This window comes from Haloferax massiliensis (assembly GCF_001368915.1).
In the GTDB taxonomy this organism is placed as follows: Archaea; Halobacteriota; Halobacteria; order Halobacteriales; family Haloferacaceae; genus Haloferax; species Haloferax massiliensis.
This window is the reverse complement of sequence record NZ_CSTE01000002.1, coordinates 1,410,599-1,435,944: the sequence shown is the minus strand read 5'-3', so window position 1 is coordinate 1,435,944 and position 25,346 is coordinate 1,410,599. Positions and strand designations below refer to the sequence as shown.

Annotated in this window: 24 protein-coding genes and 1 pseudogene; 14 read left to right on the top strand and 11 right to left on the bottom strand. The window is 67.1% G+C overall.

Annotated features, from left to right (window positions below; translation table 11 throughout):
* The first annotated feature begins 91 nt into the window (after positions 1-91).
* On the top strand, positions 92-1,096 hold the full coding sequence (locus BN996_RS11395) for a restriction endonuclease (RefSeq protein ID WP_089779113.1): 1,005 nt from the start codon (positions 92-94) through the stop codon (positions 1,094-1,096).
* On the opposite strand, the gene BN996_RS11390 is transcribed toward BN996_RS11395, so the two are convergent.
* Entirely contained in the window at positions 1,093-3,615 is a 2,523-nt protein-coding gene (locus tag BN996_RS11390; protein ID WP_089779111.1) for a DNA topoisomerase I, read from the bottom strand. The two genes, BN996_RS11395 and BN996_RS11390, sit on opposite strands and share 4 nt — an antisense overlap.
* A 296-nt stretch (positions 3,616-3,911) precedes the next feature.
* On the opposite strand from BN996_RS11390, the gene BN996_RS11385 reads away from it, so the two are divergent.
* Complete coding sequence (locus BN996_RS11385) at positions 3,912-4,604, top strand: hypothetical protein (RefSeq protein ID WP_089779108.1); 693 nt, start codon at positions 3,912-3,914, stop codon at positions 4,602-4,604.
* Between the two features lie 69 nt (positions 4,605-4,673).
* Here the strand turns inward: BN996_RS11385 and gatB are convergent, their stop codons facing one another.
* On the bottom strand, positions 4,674-6,164 hold the full coding sequence (gene gatB / locus BN996_RS11380; RefSeq protein ID WP_089779106.1) for an Asp-tRNA(Asn)/Glu-tRNA(Gln) amidotransferase subunit GatB: 1,491 nt from the start codon (positions 6,162-6,164) through the stop codon (positions 4,674-4,676).
* A 166-nt stretch (positions 6,165-6,330) separates the two neighbouring features.
* Between gatB and BN996_RS11375 the strand changes: the two genes are divergently transcribed.
* From BN996_RS11375 to BN996_RS11345, 7 genes are all read left to right on the top strand, one after another.
* Positions 6,331-7,215 carry a DUF3100 domain-containing protein gene (locus BN996_RS11375; RefSeq protein ID WP_089779104.1) on the top strand — a complete coding sequence of 295 codons (885 nt, stop codon included), beginning with the start codon at positions 6,331-6,333 and terminating at the stop codon, positions 7,213-7,215.
* 1 nt (position 7,216) lies between these two features.
* On the top strand, positions 7,217-7,681 hold the full coding sequence (locus BN996_RS11370; protein ID WP_089779102.1) for a hypothetical protein: 465 nt from the start codon (positions 7,217-7,219) through the stop codon (positions 7,679-7,681).
* A 52-nt stretch (positions 7,682-7,733) separates the two neighbouring features.
* Positions 7,734-9,068 carry an amidohydrolase gene (locus BN996_RS11365; protein ID WP_089779100.1) on the top strand — a complete coding sequence of 445 codons (1,335 nt, stop codon included), beginning with the start codon at positions 7,734-7,736 and terminating at the stop codon, positions 9,066-9,068.
* 105 nt (positions 9,069-9,173) lie between these two features.
* Positions 9,174-9,494: a DUF7518 family protein gene (locus BN996_RS11360; RefSeq protein WP_089779098.1), complete on the top strand. Its 321-nt coding sequence runs from the start codon at positions 9,174-9,176 to the stop codon at positions 9,492-9,494.
* Between the two features lie 83 nt (positions 9,495-9,577).
* Positions 9,578-13,276 (top strand): chromosome segregation protein SMC, encoded by a 3,699-nt coding sequence (gene smc, locus BN996_RS11355; RefSeq protein WP_089779096.1) that lies wholly within the window; start codon positions 9,578-9,580, stop codon positions 13,274-13,276.
* A complete protein-coding gene (locus tag BN996_RS11350) occupies positions 13,269-14,351 on the top strand; it encodes a segregation and condensation protein A (protein WP_089779094.1) in 1,083 nt (360 codons plus the stop codon). The genes smc and BN996_RS11350 overlap by 8 nt, the downstream gene beginning before the upstream one ends.
* Before the next feature lie 32 nt (positions 14,352-14,383).
* On the top strand, positions 14,384-14,860 hold the full coding sequence (locus tag BN996_RS11345) for a DUF8108 domain-containing protein (RefSeq protein ID WP_089779092.1): 477 nt from the start codon (positions 14,384-14,386) through the stop codon (positions 14,858-14,860).
* A 12-nt stretch (positions 14,861-14,872) separates the two neighbouring features.
* On the opposite strand, the gene mtnP is transcribed toward BN996_RS11345, so the two are convergent.
* Together mtnP and BN996_RS11335 are read right to left on the bottom strand one after the other, a co-directional pair.
* A complete protein-coding gene (gene mtnP / locus BN996_RS11340; protein ID WP_089779090.1) occupies positions 14,873-15,733 on the bottom strand; it encodes an S-methyl-5'-thioadenosine phosphorylase in 861 nt (286 codons plus the stop codon).
* A 45-nt stretch (positions 15,734-15,778) separates the two neighbouring features.
* Positions 15,779-16,753 carry an AEC family transporter gene (locus BN996_RS11335; RefSeq protein WP_193310938.1) on the bottom strand — a complete coding sequence of 325 codons (975 nt, stop codon included), beginning with the start codon at positions 16,751-16,753 and terminating at the stop codon, positions 15,779-15,781.
* Between the two features lie 358 nt (positions 16,754-17,111).
* Here BN996_RS11335 and BN996_RS11330 point away from each other — a divergent pair, with 358 nt between their 5' ends.
* Positions 17,112-17,552, top strand: coding sequence for a YybH family protein (locus BN996_RS11330; RefSeq protein ID WP_226908732.1), 441 nt, complete (start codon positions 17,112-17,114; stop codon positions 17,550-17,552).
* A 210-nt stretch (positions 17,553-17,762) separates the two neighbouring features.
* On the opposite strand, the gene BN996_RS11325 is transcribed toward BN996_RS11330, so the two are convergent.
* Complete coding sequence (locus BN996_RS11325; protein WP_004970128.1) at positions 17,763-18,476, bottom strand: phosphoribosyltransferase; 714 nt, start codon at positions 18,474-18,476, stop codon at positions 17,763-17,765.
* A gap of 211 nt (positions 18,477-18,687) precedes the next feature.
* Here BN996_RS11325 and BN996_RS20155 point away from each other — a divergent pair, with 211 nt between their 5' ends.
* Together BN996_RS20155 and BN996_RS11320 are read left to right on the top strand one after the other, a co-directional pair.
* Entirely contained in the window at positions 18,688-18,858 is a 171-nt protein-coding gene (locus BN996_RS20155; RefSeq protein ID WP_004970126.1) for a DUF7563 family protein, read from the top strand.
* Positions 18,859-18,979: 121 nt separating this feature from the next.
* A complete protein-coding gene (locus BN996_RS11320) occupies positions 18,980-19,879 on the top strand; it encodes a PhzF family phenazine biosynthesis protein (RefSeq protein ID WP_089779086.1) in 900 nt (299 codons plus the stop codon).
* 66 nt (positions 19,880-19,945) lie between these two features.
* On the opposite strand, the gene BN996_RS11315 is transcribed toward BN996_RS11320, so the two are convergent.
* From BN996_RS11315 to BN996_RS11295, 5 genes are read right to left on the bottom strand one after another with little or no spacing between them, the layout of a single operon-like run.
* Complete coding sequence (locus tag BN996_RS11315) at positions 19,946-20,713, bottom strand: proteasome assembly chaperone family protein (protein WP_089779084.1); 768 nt, start codon at positions 20,711-20,713, stop codon at positions 19,946-19,948.
* A 51-nt stretch (positions 20,714-20,764) separates the two neighbouring features.
* Positions 20,765-20,956, bottom strand: coding sequence for an RNA-protein complex protein Nop10 (locus tag BN996_RS11310; protein WP_089779082.1), 192 nt, complete (start codon positions 20,954-20,956; stop codon positions 20,765-20,767).
* Between the two features lie 4 nt (positions 20,957-20,960).
* Complete coding sequence (locus tag BN996_RS11305) at positions 20,961-21,761, bottom strand: translation initiation factor IF-2 subunit alpha (RefSeq protein WP_089779080.1); 801 nt, start codon at positions 21,759-21,761, stop codon at positions 20,961-20,963.
* 18 nt (positions 21,762-21,779) lie between these two features.
* Positions 21,780-21,974: a 30S ribosomal protein S27e gene (locus tag BN996_RS11300; RefSeq protein ID WP_004044235.1), complete on the bottom strand. Its 195-nt coding sequence runs from the start codon at positions 21,972-21,974 to the stop codon at positions 21,780-21,782.
* A 3-nt stretch (positions 21,975-21,977) separates the two neighbouring features.
* Entirely contained in the window at positions 21,978-22,259 is a 282-nt protein-coding gene (locus BN996_RS11295) for a 50S ribosomal protein L44e (RefSeq protein ID WP_004972860.1), read from the bottom strand.
* Between the two features lie 202 nt (positions 22,260-22,461).
* Here BN996_RS11295 and BN996_RS11290 point away from each other — a divergent pair, with 202 nt between their 5' ends.
* On the top strand, positions 22,462-22,722 hold the full coding sequence (locus BN996_RS11290) for an HAH_0734 family protein (RefSeq protein ID WP_004972858.1): 261 nt from the start codon (positions 22,462-22,464) through the stop codon (positions 22,720-22,722).
* On the opposite strand, the gene BN996_RS11285 is transcribed toward BN996_RS11290, so the two are convergent.
* Entirely contained in the window at positions 22,719-25,082 is a 2,364-nt protein-coding gene (locus BN996_RS11285; RefSeq protein ID WP_089779078.1) for a DUF2298 domain-containing protein, read from the bottom strand. The two genes, BN996_RS11290 and BN996_RS11285, sit on opposite strands and share 4 nt — an antisense overlap.
* 96 nt (positions 25,083-25,178) lie before the next feature.
* Here BN996_RS11285 and BN996_RS20530 point away from each other — a divergent pair.
* A pseudogene (locus BN996_RS20530) lies at positions 25,179-25,346 on the top strand (glycosyltransferase); the annotation flags it as partial.

Below are 25,346 nucleotides of genomic sequence, written 5' to 3'. Positions count from 1 at the left end.
CTTGAGGGGGCGTAAAAAGCGTGCGGATGGACTGGACGTACATACGGCCAAGAGTGAATTTTAACCGACCTGTCACCAACTTCGGAGTACGATGAACGCTGTCGCGGCGACTGAGTACGTCGAACGCCAAGCGATGGCCCTGTCCGCGGAGGAGTTCGAGCTACTTTGCGAGTCGGTGCTCACGGAGTCGCTTCCCCCGGCGCAGTTCTCGGTAACCGCGTTCCGGCAGGACGGTGGCATCGATATCGACGGTCGCGTCAGTAACCCGCTTCTGGACGTTTCGCTCGGCGTTCAAGCGAAGCGGTACGACCCGAGCAATACGGTCGGTTCGCCCGCGATACAGCGATTTCAGGGCGCGCTGGCCGACACGGGATGCGACACCGGGACGGTTATCACGACGAGTTCGTTCACCACACCGGCCGCCGAAAGCGCCGAACGGGCGGGAATCCACCTGGTGGACGGCCCCTCGCTGTTCGAGTCGATGGTTGACCTTCGCGTCGGCGTCCGCCGGCAGAGTGCTCAGTTCGAGCCCGACGATGGGTTTTGGAGCCTGTTTGGAGAGCCCGATGAGGTGGGTGCGATACCATCTAAGCGAATCCCACTCGCCAATTCGTTCGAAACGCTGGATACCGTTCTCTCGGCTATCGGCGACACCCGCGGAACGAAAGACGACATCGTCGCGTACGCGAACGTCTCGGCCCGTCACGCGGACCTGTACGCGATTGCGGGCTGGATTCTCGGGTTCGTTCATCAAGAGTGGCCCGACGAGGGCACCCACAGACAGCGCCGCTGGTCGCTCACCCGAAGCGGCGCTCGGTACGTCGCCTATCGAACCGCGGACCTCGAAGACGAGGCCGAATCCTCTCTTCTCGGCGGGATTCGAAACGCGGAGATAATCGAGCGAATCTGCGATTCGCTCGCGGAATTGGGATCGTTCGGACACAGCGATCTCGTTGATTTCATCGCGTCCGAGTCGGAGCTATCTCGGAGTAGCGCGAAACGCCGGGGGAGTTCTGTCGGCGTTTGGCTCGCCCGGCTCCCCGAAGTCTCGGTCGAAAACGGCCGGAAAAAACGCTACGTTTGGTCGGAGAACTAGTCCGCCGCAGTCTGCCACTTCCGAACCGTATCCGCACCCACGCCGTCGACTTTCGCCGCGATGTCGTCGGGCTCAGACGCCTTCAGCGTCTTCACGTCCTCGATGCCGGCGTCTTTCAGCTTCTCGGCGGTCTTCGCGCCGATGCCGCTGATGCTCTCTAACTCGGAGCCGCCCTCGCCGTTCTGCTGGGCCTGGTACTCGCGGTAGTTGCAGATGGGACAGCCGAGTTCCCACGGTTCGCGGTCGCCCTCGTAGGTGATCCGGAGTTCCGGGAGGTCGTGTTCCTCGCAGGACTCGTCTGTCACCTCGATGTCGCCGCGGCGGGGGAGCGGCAGCGAGTAGTCGCAGTCCGGGTAGCGGGTACAGCCGACGAGCCGGGACCCGGAGCGGAGGCGCTTGATAGCTAGCTCTCCGCCTTCTTCGTCGCCGCACTCCGGACACGTCCCGATGACGAGGTCGTCTTCCTCGTCGGCCTCCTCGGCCTTACAGAGCGGACAGCCGTGGACGAACGTCTTGCGCCCGGCGAGCATCTTGATGTGGTGGAGGTCGTGTTCCTCGCAGGACTCCTCCATGATGAGCGGCTTGCCCGTGGAGGGGAGCGGGAGCGTGTGAGTGCAGTCGGGGTAGGAGTCACAGCCGATGAAGTACGAGCCGCGGCGGCTCTTTCTGACGACGAGGTCGCCGCCACAGTCGGGGCAGGTGCCGACGGTCTTGTCCGCCTTCAGCGAGTCCTGCAGTTGTTTCCCGAGTTCCTCGCGGGACTCCATCAGTCCCTCGAACACCTCTCCGAGCATCTCTTTGGACTCCTCGGTCACGTCTTCGAGGGTGGCCTCGCCGCGGGCGATAGCCAGCATGTCGGATTCGAGCTGCGAGGTCATCTCCTCGCTGACGATGAGCTTCGCGAAGTCCTCGGAGGCCTCCACGACGGCCCGGGCGAGACGGGTCGGCCGCGGCGGGTCGCTCTCGATGTAGCCGCGGTCGTAGAGCTTCTGAATCACGTCGTGGCGGGTCGCCTTCGTCCCGATGCCCATCTGTTCCATCGTCTCGATGAGCCGCGACTGGCCGTAGCGCCGCGGGGGCTGGGTCTGCTTGGCGTCGAGGTGCGTGTCGGACAGCACGAGCGACTCGCCTTCCTCGACGTCCGGCACGAACGACTCGGTGGAGTTGAAGTACGGGTAGACGTCGTGGTAGCCCGCTTCGAGCAGGCGCTTGCCGTTGGCCTTCAGCGACAGGCCCTCGACCTCTGCGACGACGCGGAGGTGCTCCCAGACGGCGTCCTCGGCGACGGTGGCGAAGAAGCGCCGGACGACGAGTTCGTACACGTCCCACTCGTCGTCCGAGAGGTCGGACGCCGAGGGGAGTTCGCCGGTCGGGTGAATCGGCGGGTGGTCGGTCGTCTCGTTGTCGCCTTCGGTCGGCTCGATTTCCTCCTGTTCGAGGAGGGACTCGGCGTCCTCCTTGAACCGGCGGTCGCCCTCGAACGCGCCGAGCAGTTCGCGCGGGTCGAGGTCGTCGGGGTACACCGTGTTGTCGGTCCGCGGGTAGGTGATGTAGCCGGCCGTGTAGAGGTCTTCGGCGATGCTCATCGCCCGCTGGGCGGAGTAGCCGATAGAGCCGGCGGCGCGGATGAACTGCGTGGTGTTGAACGGCGCGGGCGGCGTGTCGGTCCGCGTGCGGCGGTTGACCGACGCGACTTCCGCGGCCTCGACGCCGAGGAGCGTCTGGTAGGCTTCCTCCGCGTCCTCCTCGTTCCAGATGCGCTCGGCTTCGGTGCCGTCGTCGTCGAGGTAGAAGTACTGCGCCTCGAAGGACTCCGCGTCGCCGTCGGCGTCCTTCGTCAGCTTGGAGAACAGCTCCCAGTAGTCCTCGGGGTCGAACGCATCGATCTCGCGCTCGCGGTCGACGATGAGCTTCAGCGTCGGCCCCTGCACGCGACCGACCGAGATGAAGTCGTTGCCGAGCTGGCGGGCCGAAAGCGAGAGGAAGCGCGTGAGCGCCGCGCCCCAGACGAGGTCGATAATCTGTCGGGCCTCGCCCGCGGCGGCGAGGTCGAAGTCGAGGTCGTCGGGATTCTCGAAGGCTTCCGTCACCTCGCGGTTCGTAATCGAGGAAAACCGCACGCGGTCGACGGGCACGTCCTCGTTGACGTCGCGGACGAGTTCGTACGCCTCCTTGCCGATGAGTTCGCCCTCGCGGTCGTAGTCGGTCGCGATGGTGACCTTCCCCGCGCGGCGGGCGAGCCGGCGGAGCGCGGCGACGATGTTCTCCTGCGTGGGGTGTTTCTCGACGGGCGCGCCGATGAGTTCGACCGGCTCCACGTCGCGCCAGTCGTTGTACTCCGGCGGGAAGTCCACGCCGACGACGTGGCCCGACAGCCCGATGCAGCGCTTGCCGCCCCACTTGTAGACGTTCACGCCGTTCATTCGCTCCGCCTCGGCGGTCTCGCCGCTCAGGATGTCGGCGATGCGCCTCGCGGCGTTGTCCTTCTCCGTGATGATGAGTTCCGGACCCCTGCTCATTGAGCGGCGATATGACGTGGGGTGTCCTAAACCTTTCGTGCCGAATTCGTGCAGTAGCGGCCTCAACGCGCGCGGATACGGGCGGGCGGGTGAGCGCCCTCGCGCGCGAAGGTGTGTGTCTGCCGACGCGTCAGCGACACGCCGCGTCTCCCGTCGGATTTCGCCGATTCGCTCCGCCGACTCGACGCTGGGAGCGACGACGATACCCGAGACGACTGCGACACCAGAACCGATAACAGCCGCCCGCCGAACCTGACAGCGGAACGACTTTCTTCGATGGTTCGGAAGGGAGCGCCATGCGACAGCCCTCCACCGAACATCTCCGACTCGGCCTCGCGGTCCTCCTGATTTTCACGCCGCTTTGGGGGCCGGCGCTCGGACTCACCGGACCGACGTACACCTACGAGTCCGCCGAAATCGGGGTCGAGGACAACCGAATCGTCGTGCCCGACCGCGACGCTCGCTCCGGCCTGTGGTACGGCATCGACGGCTTCGCCTGCTCGCTCGGGTCGTCGGTGACGCGCTACTGCGCGCTGGAGGCAGCGACCCTGAACGGGACGCTCACGGTGGACCACCCCGACGTGAAATTCGGCTCCGGGCACCTCGACGCCGACGAACTGTATCTCGTCTACTACGACGGCCGGGTCTTCGAGCGCGAATCGACGTGGGAGGACGGCCGGTACGTCCTCTCGACGGCGCGCGTCTCGGCCGCGGCGGCGCTGGACCATCTCGCTCGCCCCCCAGACCAATATCCGACCGCGTGGGCGGCTATCGAAGACGGGTCGGCGACGGCGGACCACGAACTCTGGTCAACGGGAGCGGGCGCGAGAGTGTTCGAACTCGACGGTGACTACTTCCTCGTCTACCGGACCGCCGTGGACCGCCCGCTCCCGTCGTCACCGGCGGCGGAGGAGGCCCTGACGTGGTTCGCAGTCGTCCTCGGGTCGGCGATGCTGTTCGGCCGCGATAGTGACGATAACTGGTCGTAACCGCGCACATCGACCCTGAAAGGAAACGACCGCTCGTCGCGGAGAATCGCCCCCGAGTGGGACGGCCGGTTACTCGTCCAGTCGCTCGCGGAGCAACTGGTTCACGGTCCCGGGGTCGGCGCTCCCCTGTGACTTCTGCATGACCTGTCCGACGAGGAAGTTCAGCGCGCCGCCCTCGCCGTCGTGGTAGTCGGAGACGGCGTCGGGGTTCTCGTCGATGGCCTCCTGCACGAAGCCGCCGATTTCGTCGTCGTCGGCCTTGCCGAGCCCCTCTTCTTCGACGATGGTGTCGGGGTCTTTGCCCTCGTCGAGCATCTCGCGGAGGACGATTTCCTCGGCGTTCTTCGTCGTCACCTCGTCGGCGGCGACGAGCTCGACGAGCCGCGTGAACTCGTCGAGGCGGTCCGACACGTCCGTGATCTGCATGTCGCGGTAGTTGAGTTCGCCGAGCAGGTTGTCGGCGACCCACGTCGCGGCGAGGTCGGCGTCGAACTCGGCGGCCACGTCCTCGAAGAAGTCCGCGACCTCCTTGGTCGAGGTGAGCTTCGAGGCGGACTCCTCGTCGATGCCGTACTCGGTGTGGAAGCGCTCGCGGCGGGCGTCGGGGAGTTCCGGAATCGGAATCTCCTCTTTCCAGTGGGCGACCTGCAGCGGCGGGAGGTCGGCCTCGCGGAAGTAGCGGTAGTCCTTTTCTTCTTCCTTCGAGCGCATCGAGACGGTGATGCCGCGGGACTCGTCCCAGTGGCGCGTCTCCTGTTCGACGGCGCGGCCGCGCTGGATAGCGTTCTTCTGGCGGGTGACCTCGTAGGCCAGCGCCTTCTCTGCGCCCTTGTGGCTGGAGATGTTCTTGACCTCGGTGCGGTTGGCCGCTTCGAGCGCCTCGCCGGAAATCGTGCCGTCGCCGTCGACCTCGTCGGCGGGGACGAGCGAGATGTTGGCGTCGATGCGGAGCGAGCCGTCGCGGGTGGCGTCGAACACGCCGAGGTATTCGAGCACCTCTTCGAGCTTGGCGAGGAACGCGCGGGTCTCCTGCGGGCTTCGGAAGTCGGGTTCGGTGACGATTTCGACCAGCGGCGTGCCGGCGCGGTTGTAGTTGACGAGCGTGTAGTCCGCCGTGTCGATGCTGCCGCCTTTGTGCTGGAGGCTCCCGGGGTCCTCTTCGAGGTGGGCGCGCGTGATGCCGATGTCGCGGCGGGTGCCCTCGACGGACACCTCCAGCGTCCCGTCGGCGCAGATGGGCGCGTCGTACTGGGTGATCTGGAAGTTCTTGGGCAGGTCGGGGTAGTAGTAGTTCTTCCGATGGAAGCGAGTGTCCTCGGCGATGTCGGCGTTCAGCGCCTTGCCGATTTTGACCGCCGACTCCACCGCCGCCTCGTTGAGCACCGGGAGCGCGCCCGGTAGCCCGAGACAGACGGGGCACACGCGGGTGTTCGGCTCCTCGTCCTCGGCAGGCTCGGTCGAACAGCTACAGAAAATCTTCGTGGCCGTTTCGAGTTGAACGTGGACCTCCAACCCGATGACGACCGCGAGTTCGCGCTGTTCGAGCGCTTGCGCAGTCATTGGCCGCGCTTCGACGGCGGTGGGCTAAAGACTAACGGGACCGGTCGGCGAGACGCTCGCCGCGGGTGGCGACCCCGACGCGCCCGGTCGTACATGGTTGACAATAACTAACGAGGATTTATATACTGGTGTTTCATTTCTACGGTTCACACGAAACCGTTCACATATGACAAACGATACCACTTCAGACAGATGGGCACCGATTCGGACCGCCGGCCGGCTCTCGGCGCATCTCCGGACGCATCTGACGGTGCTTCTCATCGTCGTCGTCGCGGAACTCATCGGCACGATAACGTTCCCGCTCGGGCCGGGTCAGGTCGTGCTCCTGCCGCTCCTGTACGCCGTCGTCCTCGGCCTCGGCGTCAGTTACAGCGTCCTCGGGTCGGTCATCGAACCGCTCCGGTCGGTCGTCGACGAGGACGTGAGCCGCATCGCCTCGCCGCTTCTCGTCATCGCGCTGATGCCGCTCGGCGTCAAGTACGGGACGCTCGTCGCGCCGTCGTTTTACGACCTCGTGGCGGCCGGGCCGGCGTTCGTCTTACAGGAGTTCGGTAACCTCGGCACGATTCTCATCGCGCTCCCGCTCGCCCTGCTTTTGGGTCTCAAGCGCGAGTCCATCGGGGCCGCGGTCAGCATCGCCCGCGAGCCGACCCTCGGCGTCATCACCGACAAGTACGGCATCGAGTCGCCCGAGGGCCGCGGCGTCCTCGGCACCTACATGACCGGGACGGTCCTCGGAACCGTCTTCTTCGGCCTGCTCGGCGGCTTCGCGCCCGCGACGGGGCTTCATCCCCTCGCGCTGTCGATGGCGTGCGGCATGGGTTCGGCGAGCATGATGACCGCCTGTTCCACGTCGCTGGCGGCCGCCGCCGGCGGCGCGGGCGTCGCCGAAGAACAGATTCTGAGCTTCGCCGCGACGAGCAACCTCCTGACCGGCATCACGGGGCTCTACATGGTCATCCTCGTCGGCCTCCCGGTCATCACGCGCCTGTACGCGGTCCTCGCGCCCGTGCTCGGACGGGGCACCGCCGCGACCGACGGAGGTGAGTGAGATGTCGATGTCAACGCCGGAGTTCTCCGTCGAGTCGCTGAAGATGCTGCTCGTGGTGGCGTTCCTGACGCTGACGGCCAACTTCATCGCCACCGGCACCGGCTTCGTCGCCGCGCTCCCCGGCATGGCGCTCATCGTCGTCATCGGCCTCGCCGCCCTGCTCATGGGGCGGCTGATTCCGCTCGACCTGCCGGCGTTCGCCTACGCGATGGTGCTCGCCTTCGCGCTCGCACTGCCGTTTTCGCCGGTGCAAGCGCCGTTTCTCGCCGCCGTCGGCGAGGTGGACTTCCTCGCGACGACGACGCCGATTCTCGCCTACGCGGGCCTCTCTATCGGCCTCCAGACCGGGAAGATGAAGGAGGTCAGCTGGAAGCTCGTCCTCGTGGCGGTGTTCGTCTTCTTCGGGACGTTCTTCGGCTCGGCGCTCATCTCGCAGGCCGTGCTCTCCGCACAGGGGATTATCTGATGGCGGACCCCACGGACACGGCCGCCCGCCGACCGCGCCGGGGTGAGACGCGGTGACTGACGACCGCACCGCGGCCCTCAAAGCCCGCGTCTGCGACGCCATCGACGCCCGCGCCGACGAGATTATCGCCTTCGCGAAAGACGTACAGGCCGAGCCGGAACTCGGCTACAAGGAGGTCAAGACCACGGAGAAGGTCGTCTCGCTCTTCGAGGACCTCGACCTCGACGTGGAGACGGAGCTGGCGATCACCGGCGCGCGAGCCCGAGCCGGCTCCGGCGACTTCGTCGCCGCCGTCCTCGGCGAACTCGACGCGCTCGTCAACCCGGACCACCCGATGGCGGACCCCGAGACCGGCGCGGTCCACGCCTGCGGCCACAACGCCCAGCTCGCGCACCTCGTGGGGACCGCCTTCGGCCTCGTCGGCAGCGGCGTCGTCTCTGACCTCGACGGCGCGGTCGAGTTCGTCGCCGTTCCGGCCGAGGAGTACCTCGACCTCGACTACCGACGCGGCCTGCTCGAAGCCGGCGACATCGAGTTCTTCGGCGGCAAGCAGGAGCTCATCCGCCGGGGCTACGTCGACGACTGGGACGCCGCCGCGATGATGCACGCCGGCAGCGACACGCCCGAGCGGACGATTACGAGCAACTTCTCGACCAACGGCTTCGTCGGCAAGTTCGTCACCTACCGCGGGACCGAGGCGCACGCCGGCGCGGCCCCCGAAGAGGGCGTCAACGCGCTCAACGCCGCGATGCTCGGGATGAACGCGGTCCACGCCCAGCGCGAGCGGTTCCGCGACGAGGACCACGTCCGCGTCCACCCCATCATCACCCGCGGCGGCGACGGCGTCAACGTCGTCCCCGCCGAGGTGACGATGGAGTCGTACGTCCGCGCGGCCTCGGTCGAAGCGGTCGCGGACGCCAACGAGTCGGTCAACCGGGCGCTCGCCGCCGGCGCGATGGGCGTCGGCGGCGACGTGGAAATCGAGGACTACCCCGGCTACATGCCGCTTCGGACCGACGAGACGATAGTCGCGTTCTACGACGAGAACGCCCGCGACATCGTCGGCCCCGACGCGGTCACGGCGGGGACGCCGCACCTCTCGGGGTCGACCGACATGGGCGACATCACGCAGCTCGTCCCCGGTATCCACCCGTGGACCGGCGGCTTCGAGGGCGCGGTCCACGCCCGCGACTTCCGCGTCGTCGACGAGGAGATGGCCTACGTCATCCCCGCGAAACTCACCGCCTGCACGCTGGTCGACCTGCTCACCAGCCCCGAGGCGATGGCGGCGGTCCGCGAGGCGAAAGCCGAGAAACGCGGCCGCGAGGAGTACCTCGACGCGGTCCGCTCGCTTCGGACGACGACGACCGAGTCGTACCGCGACTGAGCGGTCGGCGACGGGGATTCAGACGCGGAACTCCCCTCACACGTATCACATTTTCGGTGATTGTCTGACGCACATTTATGTCTCACGCGCGGGGCTATGTTACCCATGAGTAACCGGGTGGAGGAACTCGAATCCAAAGTCGCAGAACTGCAGGCCGCCGTGAACGGGCTCACCGAGGAGCTCGTCGAGACCAAAGAGCGGCTTCGACAGCTCGAAGACGCCAACGACGTGGAGGTCCCCTCGCGGGCCGCGACCCGTCGCGGCGACTGGGAGACCGAAGACGAGGCCGCAGCGGACGCCGCCGCGGAGTCCGCCGACGCCGACGAGGTGGCGTCGGCCGACGGCGATGAGACTAAACCGGACGAGGCCGACGAGACTGACGAAGGCGACGGCGAGACCCCCGACGACGACATCATCGTCGCGTAATCGGGCGCGCCGTCCGAGCGAGCGTGCCCCGTGTTCATGCGGCGCGCTCCACCTGCGGGCGTCGCCCGCGCGAACACCAACCCATGCACATCAAAGAGCTCGTCCTTGACGGTTTCAAGAGCTTCGGGCGGCCGACTCGCATCCCGTTCTACGAGGATTTCACGGTCGTTACGGGCCCGAACGGTTCCGGCAAATCGAACATCATCGACGGCGTCCTCTTCGCGCTCGGCCTCGCCCGCACCCGCGGGATTCGCGCCGAGAAGCTGACGGACCTCATCTACAACCCCGGTCACGCCGACGGCAGCGACGAGGCCCCCGCACAGCCCAAGGAGGCCAGCGTCACGGTCGTCCTCGACAACTCCGAGGGGACGCTCGACCGCTCGCAGGTCGTCAACGCCGCCGGGACCGACAAAATCGGCGACGTCGGCGAGATAACAATCAAGCGCCGCGTCAAGGAGACGCCGGACAACTACTACTCGTACTACTACCTCAACGAGCGCTCGGTCAACCTCTCGGACATCAAGGACCTGCTCGCGCAGGCGGGCATCACCCCCGAGGGCTACAACGTCGTCATGCAGGGCGACGTGACCGAGATAATCAACATGACGCCCTACCAGCGGCGGGGCATCATCGACGAAATCGCGGGCGTCGCCGAGTTCGACGAGAAGAAAGACGCCGCCTTCGAGGAGTTGGAGGCGGTCGAAGAGCGCGTCGACGAGGCGGACCTCCGCATCGAGGAAAAGGAGACGCGACTCGACCAACTCGCCGACGAGCGCGAGACGGCGCTCACCTACAAGGGACTCCGCGAGGAGAAAGAAGAGTACGAGGGCTACCTGAAGGCCGCGGAACTCGAAGACAAGCGCGACGACCTCTCGCGGACCGAATCGCGCATCGAGACCACCGAGGCCGACCTCGAAGACCTACAGGCCGAACTCGACGAGCGACAGGGCAAGGTCACCCGTCTCGAAGAAGACCTCGAAGACCTCACCCGCGAGATAGAGCGCAAGGGCGAGGACGAACAGCTCCGCATCAAGTCGGAGATGGAGGAGATAAAGGGCGACATCTCCCGGCTGGAGACCGCCATCGAGGCCGCCGAGGAAAAGCGCGACGACGCCGAGGCCGAGCGCCGGAAGGCGTTCATCGACATCGACCGCAAGCAAGAGCAGATAGACGACCTCGAAGACGACATCCGCGAGGTCAAAGTCGAGAAGGCGTCGGTCAAAAGCGACATCCAGTCCAAGCGGGTCGAGCTCTCCGAGGTGCAGGCCGAAATCGACTCCGTCGACACCGAGTTCGACGAGCTGAAGTCCGAACTCGCGGAGCGAAAGGAGACGCTCGACGACCTCAAAGACGAGAAGAACGACCGCCAGCGCGCCAAGGACCGCCTGCTGGACGACGCGCGCCGCCGCTCGAACCAGATTTCGGAGACGCGGGACGAGCTCGAACGCGCCCGCGAGTGTATCCCCGAACTGAAGGCGACCGTCTCGGACCTGCACAGCGAACTCGACACCGCGGAAAAGAACAAGGCGAAGATAGACGGCGTCATCGAGGACCTGCAGGCCGAGAAGGCCGACCTGAACGACGAGCTCTCGGAGGTCACGGACGAACTCCAGACCAAGCAGTCCGAGTACGCCCGCCTCGAAGCCCGCGCCGGGAAGGACGGCGACAACTCGTGGCCCCGGGCCGTCACGACCATCCTCAACGCCGGCATCTCCGGCGTCCACGGCGCGGTCGGCCAACTCGCCTCCGTCGACGGCGAGTACGCGAAAGCCTGTGAGACGGCCGCCGGCGGCCGCCTCGCCAACGTCGTCGTCGACGACGACGGCGTGGGGTCGTCATGTATCGACCACCTGAAGTCCCGCAACGCGGGCCGCGCGACGTTCTTGCCCATCACGAAGATGGACAACCGGAGCCTCCCGCGCAAGCCCAACAACCCCGGCGTCGTGGACTTCGCGCGCAACCTCGTCGACTACGACAGCCAGTACGAGTCGATTTTCTCGTACGTCCTCGGGTCGACGCTCGTCGTCGAGGACATGGAGACCGCCCGCGACCTGATGGGCGACTACCGCATGGTCACCCTCGACGGCGACCTCGTGGAGCGCTCCGGCGCGATGACCGGCGGCTCCGGCGGCGGCTCTCGCTACTCGTTTTCGAAGTCCGGCGAGGGCAAACTCGAACGCCTCGCGAAGGAGATTACGAAGCTCGAAGACCGCCGCCGCTCGCTCAACGAGGAGATTCGGGACATCGACGACGACCTCGACGACGCCCGCGGGCGGGCCTCCGACGCCGCCGACCGCGTCCGGACCATCGAGCGCGAAATCGAGGACGCGGAGGAGGACATCGAGGACGCCGAAGCCGAAATCGACCGGCTTGACGACCGCCTCGACGAACTCCAGTCCGAACGCGAGTCGGTGGACGAACAGATGTCCGACCTCGACGACGAAATCGCCGACCTCGACGACGAAATCGAGACGGTCGAGGCCGCCATCGAGGACATCGAGACCGAGCTCGCGGACTCCGAGATTCCGAAGCTCACCGCCCGCGCCGACGAGATTCGCGCGGACATCGACGACCTCGAAGACCGGATGTCGACGCTCGACGGCCGGCTCAACGAGATTCAGCTCGAAAAGCAGTACGCGGAAGACGCGGTCGACGACCTCCACGACACGGTTGAGGCCGCCCAGAACCGCAAGGCCGAGGCTCGGGAGTCCATCTCCGAGGCGGAGTCGAAAATCGAGGAGCGCGAGGACGACCTCGAAGCCAAGCGCGAGGCGGTCGCCGAACTCGAAGAGGAACTGGTCGACCTCAAAGACGACCGCAAGGAGCTACAGGCGGACCTCCGTGAGGCCCGGAGCGCCCGCGACGAGAAGAAAGACCGCGTGAACGCGGTCGAATCCAAGCTCGAAAGCATGCGCTCGGCCGCCGAGCGCCTCGAATGGGAAATCGACGAGCTCGAATCGCAGGTCGGCGACTACGACCCCGACGAGATTCCCGACCACGACACCGTCGAGTCGGAAATCGAGCGGCTCACCGAGGAGATGGAGGAACTCGAACCGGTCAACATGCTCGCCATCGACGAGTACGACGACGTGAAAGCCGACCTCGAAGACCTCCAGGAGCGCCGCGACGTGCTGGTCGAAGAGCGCGACGCCATCGCCGACCGCATCGACCAGTACGAGTCCCAGAAGAAGGCGACGTTCATGGAGTCGTTCGACGCCATCGCGGAGAACTTCACCGACATCTTCGAGCGCCTGTCGAACGGGACGGGCCACCTCCAGTTGGAGAACCCCGACGACCCCTTCGAGGAGGGCCTGACGATGAAGGCCCAGCCGGGCGACAAGCCCATCCAGCGCCTCGACGCCATGTCCGGCGGCGAGAAGTCGCTGACGGCGCTCGCGTTCATCTTCGCCATCCAGCGGCACAACCCCGCGCCGTTCTACGCGCTCGACGAGGTGGACGCCTTCCTCGACGCCGCGAACGCCGAGCGCGTCGGCCAGATGGTCGACGACCTCGCGGGCGACGCGCAGTTCGTCGTCGTCTCGCACCGCTCCGCGCTCCTCGAACGCGCCGAGCGCGCCATCGGCGTGACGATGCAGGGCGACAACGTCAGCGCCGTCACGGGCATCCAGTTCGGCGACGGCGAGGCCGGCGGCGACGGAACCGACGCGGACGGACCGGGCGGCGACGACTCCGACGGCGACCGCCCCGACGACGACGCGGACGGTGGTGACGGCGGCGAGGCCGACGCGGACGTGGAAGCGGAGGTTCCGGCGGATGACTGACGACATCCCCGAACTGAACCTCTCTCGCGGCCGCGACGGCGACGAACGCGAGGCCGACGACGACGAAGTCTTCTCGTTCGCCCGCGACGACGCCGCGTCCGGCTCCGAGGCGGACGCCGCCCCCGCCGAACCCGACGCGATGGACGAGGTACTCCCGGGGGACGTGTCCGAGTCGGACGACGACGAGGTCGAACCGGTCGAACTCCTCGTCCAACTCGCCAAGGAGGGGACCATCGACCCGTGGGACATCGACATCGTGGAGGTCACGGACGCCTTTCTGAACCGCCTCGACGCGATGGACCTCCGGACGACCGGGCGGGCGCTGTTCTACGCGAGCGTCCTCCTGCGCATGAAATCCGACGAACTCCTCGCGCCGGACGAACCCGACGAGGAGGAACTCGAACCGTGGGAACTCGCCTTACAGGGCGGCGGCGACGAGGGCCACCCCGGCGACGACGACGGCGGGTCGCCCGGTTTCGACCCCATCGACGCGCTGGAAGACGAGATGGACCGCCGGCTCGAACGCAAGAACGCCCGCGGGTCGCCGGAGACGCTGGACGAACTCGTCCGCGAACTCCGGGAGGTCGAACGCGGGTCGTGGTGGAAGCGTCGCCGCGAGTACGACACCTCCGAGTCGCCGCGCGGCTTCTCCCGCGGGACGCAGACGCTCGACTACCACACGCCCGGCGAGATGCGCGGCGCGGGCGAACCCACGGAGGACGACGTGACGGGGACCGCCCACAACGAGGACATCGAGGCGGTCGTCGAAGCCGTCGGCGACGTGCTCGCCACCCACTACGAGAAGGGCCGCGACGAGGTGCTGTTCGCCGAGATACGCGACGTGGCCGACACCGTGATGACGACCTACCTCGCGCTCCTGTTTCTGTCCCACCGGAGCACGGTCTACCTCAAGCAGGACGACCTGTTCGGCGACCTCTGGATTCGGAACCCCGAGGTGTTCGACGCCGACCCCGGCGCGGGGTCTGAACCCGAGACGGCCGCCGACGGCTCCGAAGATGCTGATGGCGGCGCCGCCGACCCCGAACTCGAAGCCGAGGCCATCGCGGACGACTAGCTATTTCTCTCCGCGGATTGTCACTCTCGGACGTGCCCCATCCGACCCTGCTCTCCAGCACGCTCCGGCGATTGACGGTCGCGGTTTCGCTCGTCACGTCGGTGACGTTCGCAGTGATTTCGTCGGCTATCCTGTTCCCTCAGTCGGTCATCTGGCCGTTGGCGGTGCTGTGTTTCTTCCCCATTTTCTGGCTGCACTGCTACATCCCCGGCTACGTCTCGTACAGTCCGACCGCGTTCGGCCGCGTCCGCGAGGTGGTCACGTCGCCGCGGTCGGTCCGCGAGTGCGTCGTCTGCGGCGAGACCGACGACCGGGGCGTCGTCCGGGAGTTCTGCACGCAGTTCGTCGTCGCGGGTATCCCGCTCGCAACGACCGACCGCGGCGAAAACGAGTACTGCACGCGCTGTCACGCGGTCGAGTTCTCGCCGGCCGACGAGGCGGCGCGCGGCGAGCGCGAGGTTGCGGAGACGGAGAGCGATTCGACAGAATCCGCGGAACTGAACGACTGAACTGAGGCCGGTTCAGTCGACGTACCGGTCGATGAGCGGCGCGAGCTTTGCTTTCGTCTCGGCGGGGATGGCGTCGTCGGGGGTGTTGATGGTCCCTTCGAGCGCGGCGTGGCTGTCGGTCTCGTGGCCGTCGGGAATCTTGCGGATGGCGGCCTCGACGGTCTCCTTGATGGCCTCCTCGTTGGCCGCGGCGTTCTTCAGCACCTCGTCGAGCGTGACTTCGCTGTCTTCCTTCCAGACGTCGTAGTCGGTGACGCCGGTGATGGTCGCGTAGGCCATCTCGGCTTCGCGGGCGAGCTTGGCCTCGGGGATGGTCGTCATGCCGATGACGTCCCAGCCCTGCGCGCGGTAGTGCTCGCTTTCGGCCTTCGTGGAGTACGACGGGCCCTCGATGCAGACGTAGGTGCCACCCTCTTGGACCTGCGCGTCGGTCGCTTCCGCGGCGGCCTCGGCGAGGATGGAGACGAGTTCCTCGTCGTACGGCATCGCGAAGGGCTGGTGGACGACGATGCCCTCGTCGAAGAACGTCAGCGGGCGGTGTTTCGTGCGGTCGTAAATCTGGTCGGGGACGACGAGCGTCTGGGGCGGCAGGTCCTCTTTGAGGCTCCCGACGGCGTTGCTGGCGAGGACGTGGGTGACGCCGAGCTTCTTGAGCGCGAAGATGTTCGCGCGGTAGGGGAGCGTCGTCGGCGAGTGCTGGTGGTCCGGGCCGTGTCGCGGGAGGAAGACGACCTCGCGGCCGGTGTCGCCGAACTCGCCGACGACGGGCGTCGTCGAGGGCTCGCCGAACGGCGTCTCGACGGGTTCCTCGCGGGTGTTCTCCAGCGGGAGCGCCTCGTAGATACCGCTGCCACCGATGAATCCGATTTTCATACTCGGAGGTAGGGCAGGGCGCACAAAATCGTGGCGAATCGGGGGCTACACCACGACGCCGTGGTTCAACAGGTAGATGAGCACCGAGAGCGCGGGCACGCTGAGGAGCGTCGTCGCGAAGACGGCCGCGGAGACGAACTCGGCGAGCGAGGTGGCAGAGCCGGTCCCCGAGGCGTCGCCGAACTCCGCGACGAGGATGAGCGGCGTGACCGCGGCGGGCATCGCGGATTCGAGGACGAACGTCCGCGCGACCGTCGGGTCGCCGAAGCCGGCGACGAGCGCGACGCCGACCGCGACCGCGGGCGCGACGACTATCTTGAGCGCGGCGACGAGCCCGACCTCCGAGAGCGTCGAGCCGAGGTCGGCCCCCGCGAGTTGGATGCCGAGGATGAGGAGCATCATCGGAATCGACGAGTCGCCGACGAGCCGCAGCGTCTCCATCGCGGGAACGCCCGTCGGCGGGACGACGCCGAGCCACCGAGCGGCGAGCGCGGCGACGACGGCGTAGACGAGCGGGATGCGGACGATGCGTTCGAGGCCGACGCGCCACCCCGGCGCGCCGCCGTCGCGGTCGGCTCCCCGGCCGGCGATGTACACGCCCAGCGTGTAGATGAGGACGCTCTGGACGGCGAGGTAGACGACGGCCGTCGAGCGGCCGGTGTCGCCGAAGGCGAACGAACTGACGGGGATGCCGTAGTTCCCCGAGTTCGGAAAGGCGGCGACGAGGACGAGCGCGCCGAGGAGGGGTTCGGAGACGCCGGCGAGTCGGGCGACGCCGCCCGCGACGAGGAGCATGGCGACGTGGTAGGCGACGACGCCGGCGGTGATGGTCGCCAGCGTCTCACCGGCGAGTTCGGTCGTCGCGAGGCTGTAGAACACGAGGACCGGCGCGAGGACGTACACCGTCACCGTGTTGAGCGGTTCTGGGTCCACGTCGCGGACGCGCCCGAGGAGAAAGCCGACCGCGCCGATGGCGAGAATCGGCAAGAGCGCACTGACGAAGATAGAAAACAGCGACATGCGCGTGCTGACGAGCGGCACCCAAAGGAACGTTTCGCTTCGGGCGAGACCGGGCGGTGGGCGACTGTGAGAGGTCGGAGGGACGTCGAAGCAGACGGTCGAAGCGGTCGGATACGTGGCCCCGTTGGTATTCTCGTCTGGTGATAGTTTGTCGAGACTGTGCTGAATCCCCGGTGTGAGTCTTGTGTCCAGTGTCCGTGCGAACAGTCTGTTACCGGCGTGTACTGTCTCTCCGTCTTACTCTGGCCGAAACGAGTCGTCGGGGTCGAACCGGCTAAACGTCCGAAATAGCTGACCGTACGAAATCTCATCTATTTAGTATATATGCTCAGGAGTCGTCGTTACGGTGAGGTTTGTAATGTCTACAAAACGCGTAGCAGCCGAAGACGACGTCCGAGCCGCATCCGACCAGTTCTACGGGGCACTAGAAGCGATGGCGAACGGGAACGCCGACTCCATGGCGGACAGCTGGTCACACGAGGACGACGTGACGACCATGCATCCAATCGGTGGGCGGGAAACGGGATGGGAGGCCGTCTCCGGGTCCTTCGCCGGCGTCGCATCGGCGAGTTCGGATGGCACGGTCACCCGGTCGGACCAGGCCATCCGCGTCATCGGCGACGCCGCGTACGAACTCTGTACTGAGTCGGTGTCGTGGACGTTTGCGGGTGAACCGATGTCCCTGGAGGGTCGGACGACCAACGTCTACCGGAAGGAGAAAGGCGAGTGGAAGGTCGTCCATCACCACGCCGACCTCCACGCCGAGTTCGCCGAGAAAGTGGCGAACATGGGTGCCTGAGCGACCGACCGCCGGACGTCCGTACGATTCGACGGCCGCTTCGCCCGACATCCGGTCCTGTTTTCGCCCGTGAGCCGCGACGGCGTCTCTACGGGCGGTCGCAACCGCGCTGACTACATCCGCCGTCTGGGTCACACTCGCCCTGTCGACCTCAAGAGAATTCAACAGCGCCGAAGCAGTCGAACGAGGCCGGAGCGAGCGACCCCGCGTTCAGGCTCCGACGCCGTCGTTTTCGAGGAGTCGCCACGCGCCGTCGCCGGTGGACTCGACGTAGCCGCGGCGCTCCATCTCGGACATGACTTCCGGCATCCGGTCGGGTTGGGCGATTTCCATCTCGATGCGGTCCACGTCGTGGAACTCCGCGAGGTAGTGGCGGACGTCTTCGAGTTCGAACGTGTCGTCGTCGGCCTTCGCCATGACGCCCGAGGTGAGGTCTATCATGTCCTCGATGAAGTTCCACGGGTAGACGACCCACGCCCACGCTTCGAGGCGCTCGCCGACGTAGTCGGGTTCGAACTCGCTGGTCTGGAGGAGTTGGAGCGTCGCGGTCCGGACCTCGCCCGCGTTGCGCTCGTTGACGTACTCGTGTGCGCGCTTGATGGAGCCGCCGGTGTCGGCGATGTCGTCGATGATGAGCACGTCTTTGCCCTCGACGCTGCCTTCCGGCATCGGGTAGCGGACCTCCGGCTCGTTCGATTTCTGGGCCGTCCCGACGTAGTGTTCCATCTTCAGGCTCGTCAGGTCGTCCAGCCCGAGGAAGTCACAGATACACCGGCCCGCGAACCAGCCGCCGCGGGCCAGCGCGACGATGACGTCGGGCTCGAACTCGGATGTCTTGACCTCGTCCGAGACGTCGCGGCAGAGGCCGTAGATGTACTCCCAGTTCGTGATAGTACAGTTAAACTCGTCGGGGAGGTCGCCCATATCTTCCGTTCACCGTGCGTACTGCCGCGCCTGACGCCCTTTAATCTGTACGACTCGCCCCGCCCGTGTGTCGCCGTGTCAAAACCGCTCGAATCGAGGTTATCCGGCGACTAACCGGAGGACCTCCCGTTCAGGCAGATATTAACGCATGTTAACAAAGGACATAGTTATATCGAGTGCCGGAGTATGCGGATCTGTAGGTGGAACCAGAATGCACACGTGTGGTAACTGTGGTGAGTTCGTCTCCCGCGACTTCGTCCGCGTCTTCGGCAACGACATGGACGAGGTCGTCGGGTGTCCCGGCTGTATGAACATGCGCGAAGTGATGCAGGGCGACGGCGCGGCTCAAACGAGCGGCCGCGTCCGGTGGACCCGCGCGTGAGTCGGTCGCGGTCGACTAACTCGCGCCCGAATCGCGCCCGCTCGTATCGCCCTCCTCCCTTCTCACACGACCCGACCGCCGACCCGCTGGTTTGATACATCGCCGTGTAGTGCGCCTTTCCATGGATAGCCGACGCGCCCTCCTCGTCGACGCTTTCACGACCGAACCGCTGTCCGGCAACGCGGCCGGCGTCGTCCCCGACGCCGACGGCCTCGACGCGGAACAGATGCGCGCCGTCGCCGCCGAACTCGGCGCGAGCGAGACGGCGTTCGTCTGCTCGTCGGCCGCCGCGGACCGCCGCATCCGCTATTTCACGCCGCAACAGGAAGTCGACCTCTGCGGCCACGCGACTATCGCGGCCCACGCCCACCTCGCGGCCGAGCGCGAACTCGAACCGGGCACGCACACGCTGGAGACCAACGTCGGCACCCTCGACATCGAACTCGGCGACCTCGGCGAGGTGTGGATGACGCAGGACGCGCCGACGGTGCGCCCGCTCGAAATCGACTACGACCGCCTCGCGGCGGCGCTCGGCGTCGACGACGCCGCTCTCCGCGACGTGGGCGCGGACCTCCCCGTGGCGGTCGCCTCCACCGGGCTTCCCTTCCTCGTCGTTCCGGTCAACTTCCTCGAACACCTCTCGGGGGCCGACCCCGACGACGCCGCCATCGCCGACCTCGCCGCCGAACACGACGCGGCGGGCGTCTACGCCTACACCTTCGACGCCATCGACGGCGACTCCACGCTCCACGCGCGGTGTTTCGCGCCCGGCATCGGCATCTCCGAGGACCCGGCGACCGGAACCGCCGCCGGCGCGTGCGGCGCGTACCTCCGACAGGTCGGCGCGTTCGACTCCGTTCCGGACGAACTCCGTATCGAACAGGGCCACTTCGTGGACCGCCCGAGCACCGTCCGCGTGCGGGTCGGCGCGGAGATTCGCGTCGGCGGCCGCGCGGTGCAGTCGCTCGACGGCGAGGTCGTCGTCCCGGAGTTCGCAGACGACGACATCATCGAAGCCTGAAACTCCAGTTCGAAAACGAGACGGTGCGAGACGAGTCGAGATTCGACGGCCCGCGACGGTGGGGCCTCAGCCGATGTACCGGAGGTCGTCGTCGCTGGCGATGGTTCCCTGCTGTTGCTGTTGCATCTCCTGAATCTTCGCGGCGACCTCCTTCATCTCCTCTGCGCGCTCTTCGAGCGACTCGAAGTCGACGCTGAAGTCGAGGAGGTCCTGTAAGACTTCGATGACGACCTGCGCGCTCTGGGGGTCGACGAGGTAGCCGCTCGTCTCGCCCATCAGGCAGGTCGCGTCGAGGCCGCGGCGACCGCCGAGGCCGAGAAGCAGCCCGGAGACGCCGACGACGCCGCCGGCTGGCTCGTCCTCGCGGAACTCGATGCCGGCTTCTTCGAGTTCGTCGAGGCGGGACTCGTCGGCGACGGCCCCGAGGACCGACGGCTCGTCGACGAGTTCGCCGGTCGGGACGCCGCCCAGCGCGAACAGGCGCTCGACGCCGAACTCCTCGGCGATGTCGAGGAAGGCGTCGGTGAGGTGGTAGTGGCCCTCGTTGGACTGGGCCTGGTGGTCGCCCGTGAGGAGGAGGAGGTCCGGCCCCTCGCCGGGCGTCTCGACGGCGTGAATCGCGACGTGGGTCAGCTCGGCGACGCCCTCCTCGATGGTCACCTGCGGCGGGAACACGTCGGCGTAGACGCGGCGGACCAGCGTGGCCTCCTCGAACTCCTCCAGCAGGTGCTCGACGGCGAGTTTGCCGACGTTGCCGACGCCCGGTAACCCCTCGATGAGCACGGGGTCGGCGAGGTCGACCTCCTCGACAGCCTCGATTTCGATGTCGTCCATGCACGTAGTGGCGGACGCGCCGGTTAAGAGAGCGTCGGTAGCCGAAGCCGGCTACGCCGACTCCTCGGCGAGGCGGCGCTTCCGCGCGCGGCGGTACTCGCCGTAGGGGTCTTCGGGGTTGTAGGGCGCGGGCGCGCTGTTCTCCGTGGGTGCGCCGCACTCCGGACAGGTCTCAGAAAGCGAGTACACCGGGCGGTCGTGGCGGTCGCGCCACGCGCTGCACACCCGGATGTCTGATTTCATGCGATTACTCTTCGTCGCCGCTGCGTTCGCGATGGTACTCCGCGGTTCCGCCCGCGGCCTCGATGACCTCGCGGGCCCGAGCGACGCTCGATTCGAGCTCGGTTTCGGCGGTCTTGTAGTCGGGCGCTTTGACCTTGACGCGGTACTCGGGCGCGCCGACGTACGTGACCGACAGTTCGATTTCGTCGCCGATTTCGCCGTCGCCCTCGGCGGCCTTCAGGGCTTCCTTCACGTCGTCGACGCCGTCGCCCGCGGGCGAGCGCAGGTCGACGTAGCCGGTGACGTTGACGTAGGGAACCGACACGTTCTGACGCGCGGTCTCGACGATGGCTTCGAGTTCGTCGTCGCCGAGTTCGACGCCTTCGAGCGCCTCGATGCCGTGAATCGCGGCCTGCTCGAAGCCGTCGTAGAGCGACTCGAACTCGGCGAGCAGGGCGTTGGCGATGGACTGGTAGCGGTCGTCGGCGATGTCCTCGCCGAACGCCAGCGCCATCCACTTGTCGGCCTTCTGCTCGTTTTTCCACTCCTGAATCTTCTCTTTGCGCTGGTGCTCGTTGACGTCCTTTATCGAGAGGTCTATCTGCTGGGAACTCTCGTTGACTTCGAGCACTTTAGCGACGACTGTCTGTCCCTCGCGGACGTGGTCGCGAACGTTCTTGATCCATCCGCTGGCGACCTCGCTGATGTGGCAGAGGCCGCGTTTGTCCTCGTACTCTTCGAGGTCGACGAAGACGCCGAAGTCCGCGATGTCGTCTACCTTTCCGACGACGAGTTCGCCGGGGTCAGGCCATCCGCTGTACTTCATGCGAGGTCCTCCGGGGAGTTACGCCTCAAGTTCGTCGCTGTCGCGACGCTCGACCGTCTCGACGACCTCGCCGTGGAACTCGGCGTTGCCGCCGGTCGGCGTGGCGAGGGTCGTCCCGCAGACGGCGCAGTTGACGACCGAGGAGGCCTTTCCGAAGACGACCTGTTCGTTCTCGCAGTCGCTGCACGCGACCTTGTAGAAGTTTCCTGCCATGATTTACTCCTGGAACTCCAGGCGACCGGCGCGCCAGCCCTCGCGCATGTGGGCCTTGCCACAGTCGGAGCAGATGTACTTCAGGTGGGTCTTCTTCGTCGGCTTGTCGCCACCGGGGACCTTGGAGAACTTACCGGCGTTACCGATAGTGGCCTTGCCGCGTCGCGTCTGACGGGCGTTCCACTTCATGCCGGTCGGGCGTCCCTTCCGGACCTTCTCCACTTCGTGTTCGTGGTGTCCCTTGCAGTTCGGGCAGTACGTGTTGAAACGGCGTGGCATCTGCATAGATATCGACCTTGTGGTGGGTTTTGGTGTGGCCCGTTAAAACCCGTTTGGTTCGCCGCGGCCCCTGAACCCGCCGCGACCGGGCGTTCGGCGTGTCACGTGTGGGCAGGCCACGGTGACTCCGACCGACCGCGGAACGCCCGCCGCCCGGCGCACGCCCGAAGCCGAAGCGATTAAGCGGTGACTGTGCCAATCCCGGCACATGAAGAAGCTCATCATCCACGGCGACCCCGGCGTTCGGCGCGACGGCGTCATCGAGTACGACGGCGAGGAGTACGTCCTGTTTTCGGTCGACCGGCAGGGCGACTGGCACGGCCCCGACCGCGTCCAGCTGTGGTGTACCGTCGGTACGGAAGACGAGCGCGAGGCGTTCGAAAAGCGCGAGTTCGTCCCGCACTGGCTGGAAACCGAGGGCGTCGACGCCGAGGCGGTCGAAGTCGTCCGCGAGCGCGGCGCGGCCTAAGGTAGTCTCGCTTCTTCTACCTCGTAGACCGCGACCGACCCCGACCGGTGGACCGGCGTCAGCCACGCCACGTCCGTCTCTATCTCTCCGTAGCGGGCGCGCTCGCCCGGTCCGACCCACACGTACTGCACGTCGTACTGCTCGATGAGCCGCGCCCGCGTCGACTCGTTTCCGACGTACATCGCGTCCACGTCGCGCACGCGGCCGTAGTACGCGTCGGGGCCGCGGTAGCCGATTTCGTGCGCCCAGCCGGCGACCGTCGGAACGCCCGTCAGGCTCGATTCGGGGTTCCCGCGCCAGCCGTACATGACGCTCTCGCGTTCGTCCGTCACCGTCTCGGACCACGTCGTCCCCGGCGCGGTGAGCATCGTGGGGTTGCCCTCGACGGTCTCGTCGAGCCACGTGATGGCCGCCGACTCGTTTCCGTGCCGCCACTCCGCGAAGGCCGTCGCGTCCAGCGTCGCCTCCTCCCTGGGGGAGTTCGCGTGGTCAGCGACGGCCAGTCCTCCGTACACCGACGTGGAGGCGACGAGGAGGACGACGAAGGCGACGCCGGCGACCCGGACCGCGCCCCCGCGAACGCCGAGGTCGACCCTCGGGAGCGACACGTCGCCCGCGGCGACCGCGTCGCCGACGAATCCCGCCAGCACGGCACCCATCGCGCTCCCCCAGAGCACCCAGACCTGCATGTACGTCTTGAACACCGTGTTCATCCGACCGGGGCCGGCCTGCTCGTTCACGTAGACGAGTTCGACGAGCGTCACGAGGCCCGCGCCGGCGACGACGAGCACCGTCTCGAACCGCGGGTCGTCGGCGAACCGGAGGAGCACCCACCCGACGGCGACGAGGGGGGCGACGAGCGCGAGCGCGGCGAACGACTGCGCGGCCGCGACGACGGTCAGCGCCGCGAAGCTCCCGAGGAGCGCGACCCACTCGCGGCCGCCGAGTCCGTCTTGCGCCCCGAGACGACGGACGTAGTAAACCGCGAACGCCGCGAGGAACGCCCCGTGGACGAGCGCCAGCGCGCCGAACCCGCTTCGCTGGTCGGGCGAGAGAAGCTCGACCGTCCGGGCGCTCCCGCCGCCCGCGACCGCGCCGAGGAGGAACGGGCTGGCGAGGACGGCGGCGGCGACGCCGGCGAGACCGACCGCCGCGACCGTGCCGCCGAGGCGGGCTAACTCGCCGGCGACCGGGCTGTCGCCGACGGCCGAGCGAACGCGCTTTCGACCCGGGAACAACGTCCACGGGCGCGCGGGTGCGAACACCATCCCGAGGAACAGCACGCCGAACACCGACGGGAAGCTCCACGTGTCGACGACGACCTGCAGCGCGCCGACGAGCGTCGTCGCGGCGACGAGGAGTCGGCGCTCGCCGACCGCCTCCTCCGGCGTCCGGAAGTACGCAAAGGCGAGGCCGGCCGCGAGGAGCAGAAACGGCGTGCCCAGCATGTGGGCGTGGAGGTCGCCGTTGAGCCACGCGAAAAGCGGAAACTCGTTGATGGTGTCCGGAATCACGCGGCTCGCGTTCCAGTACGAGAACTCCGCGCTCCCGGCGAGCACCTGCGAGACGGTGTATCGCGAGCGTTCGGCGACGGCCTCCGCGACGGGCCGGCGTAGCCCCTCGGGGAGCGCGGCGAGGGCGAACCGCCCCGCGGTGACGAGGTTGCTGGCGAAGCCGACGAAGAACGCCGAGAGCAGGCCGCCGAGGCGACCGCTCGCGCCCGCGGCGGTCGCGACGCCCCGTCCGAGTTCGAACGCCGCGGTGACGAGGAGGCCGAAGAAGCCGGCGAGCGCGAGGTTGTAGGCGAACGACGGGTCGGTGGCGGTGAGTCGCGCGAGGAGAATCGACACGAGGTGGCCGCCGTAGTAGTAGCGGACCGGTTCGCCGGCGAACCACATGTCCTCCGGCGGGAGGACCGACGCGCGGGCGAGCGACTGGAGGAGGCCGAAGTCGAGGAACTTCTCGCCGCCGCCGGCGTGGACCGCCGGGTCGAGCGCCCGGAGCGCCACGGCGAACAGGAAGGCGACGAGGAACACCGCGGCCGCGTCTGCGACGGCGCGTCGGTCGATTTCGAGGTCGGGCGCGAGTCGGAAGTCGCCGCGGCGGAGCGCGCCGAGGTCGAGTCCCGCGACCGCCGAGGCGACGAGGAGCGTCCCGACGCCGGCGATGAGGGCGGCGGGCCCGAACGAGAGGTGGCCGACGTAGTACGCCGGGAGGGTCAAGACGACGAGCGAGACGGGGAGGGCGAGTCCGGCACCGCGACCGGGCAGGCGGCGGAACAGCCGGGTCGAGAGGGGAAGACCGACCGCCCAGAGGGCCGCGAACAGCAGCAACCACCGGACGACGAGGGCGTACTCCATCTGTCCGATGACTGCGCCGCGGATGCAATACGTTTTGTGATGGTCGGCGCGCCCCAGAGCGGTTCGCTTTTTACCCCATTGAGTGAATGGTCGTGCATGTCGCAGTCTGTCGGGGTGGTGGTCCCCGCGTATCGACCCGACCCCGAGCGTCTGGTCCCCTACGTCCACGCCCTCGTCGAGGTGCTGGACCCCGATGCGGTCCGCGTCGAACTCGACTCGCCGCGGCCCGAGACGCTCGACGCCCTCGACGCCCTCCCCGCCGTC

Coding starts and splice junctions, on each gene's coding strand:
- BN996_RS11395 (WP_089779113.1), top strand. CDS start 92: ATGAACGCTGTCGCGGCGACTGAGTACGTCGAACGCCAAGCGATGGCC.
- BN996_RS11390 (WP_089779111.1), bottom strand. CDS start 3,615: ATGAGCAGGGGTCCGGAACTCATCATCACGGAGAAGGACAACGCCGCG.
- BN996_RS11385 (WP_089779108.1), top strand. CDS start 3,912: ATGCGACAGCCCTCCACCGAACATCTCCGACTCGGCCTCGCGGTCCTC.
- gatB (WP_089779106.1), bottom strand. CDS start 6,164: ATGACTGCGCAAGCGCTCGAACAGCGCGAACTCGCGGTCGTCATCGGG.
- BN996_RS11375 (WP_089779104.1), top strand. CDS start 6,331: ATGACAAACGATACCACTTCAGACAGATGGGCACCGATTCGGACCGCC.
- BN996_RS11370 (WP_089779102.1), top strand. CDS start 7,217: ATGTCGATGTCAACGCCGGAGTTCTCCGTCGAGTCGCTGAAGATGCTG.
- BN996_RS11360 (WP_089779098.1), top strand. CDS start 9,174: ATGAGTAACCGGGTGGAGGAACTCGAATCCAAAGTCGCAGAACTGCAG.
- smc (WP_089779096.1), top strand. CDS start 9,578: ATGCACATCAAAGAGCTCGTCCTTGACGGTTTCAAGAGCTTCGGGCGG.
- BN996_RS11350 (WP_089779094.1), top strand. CDS start 13,269: ATGACTGACGACATCCCCGAACTGAACCTCTCTCGCGGCCGCGACGGC.
- mtnP (WP_089779090.1), bottom strand. CDS start 15,733: ATGAAAATCGGATTCATCGGTGGCAGCGGTATCTACGAGGCGCTCCCG.
- BN996_RS11335 (WP_193310938.1), bottom strand. CDS start 16,753: ATGTCGCTGTTTTCTATCTTCGTCAGTGCGCTCTTGCCGATTCTCGCC.
- BN996_RS11330 (WP_226908732.1), top strand. CDS start 17,112: ATGTCTACAAAACGCGTAGCAGCCGAAGACGACGTCCGAGCCGCATCC.
- BN996_RS11325 (WP_004970128.1), bottom strand. CDS start 18,476: ATGGGCGACCTCCCCGACGAGTTTAACTGTACTATCACGAACTGGGAG.
- BN996_RS20155 (WP_004970126.1), top strand. CDS start 18,688: ATGCACACGTGTGGTAACTGTGGTGAGTTCGTCTCCCGCGACTTCGTC.
- BN996_RS11320 (WP_089779086.1), top strand. CDS start 18,980: ATGGATAGCCGACGCGCCCTCCTCGTCGACGCTTTCACGACCGAACCG.
- BN996_RS11315 (WP_089779084.1), bottom strand. CDS start 20,713: ATGGACGACATCGAAATCGAGGCTGTCGAGGAGGTCGACCTCGCCGAC.
- BN996_RS11310 (WP_089779082.1), bottom strand. CDS start 20,956: ATGAAATCAGACATCCGGGTGTGCAGCGCGTGGCGCGACCGCCACGAC.
- BN996_RS11305 (WP_089779080.1), bottom strand. CDS start 21,761: ATGAAGTACAGCGGATGGCCTGACCCCGGCGAACTCGTCGTCGGAAAG.
- BN996_RS11300 (WP_004044235.1), bottom strand. CDS start 21,974: ATGGCAGGAAACTTCTACAAGGTCGCGTGCAGCGACTGCGAGAACGAA.
- BN996_RS11295 (WP_004972860.1), bottom strand. CDS start 22,259: ATGCAGATGCCACGCCGTTTCAACACGTACTGCCCGAACTGCAAGGGA.
- BN996_RS11290 (WP_004972858.1), top strand. CDS start 22,462: ATGAAGAAGCTCATCATCCACGGCGACCCCGGCGTTCGGCGCGACGGC.
- BN996_RS11285 (WP_089779078.1), bottom strand. CDS start 25,082: ATGGAGTACGCCCTCGTCGTCCGGTGGTTGCTGCTGTTCGCGGCCCTC.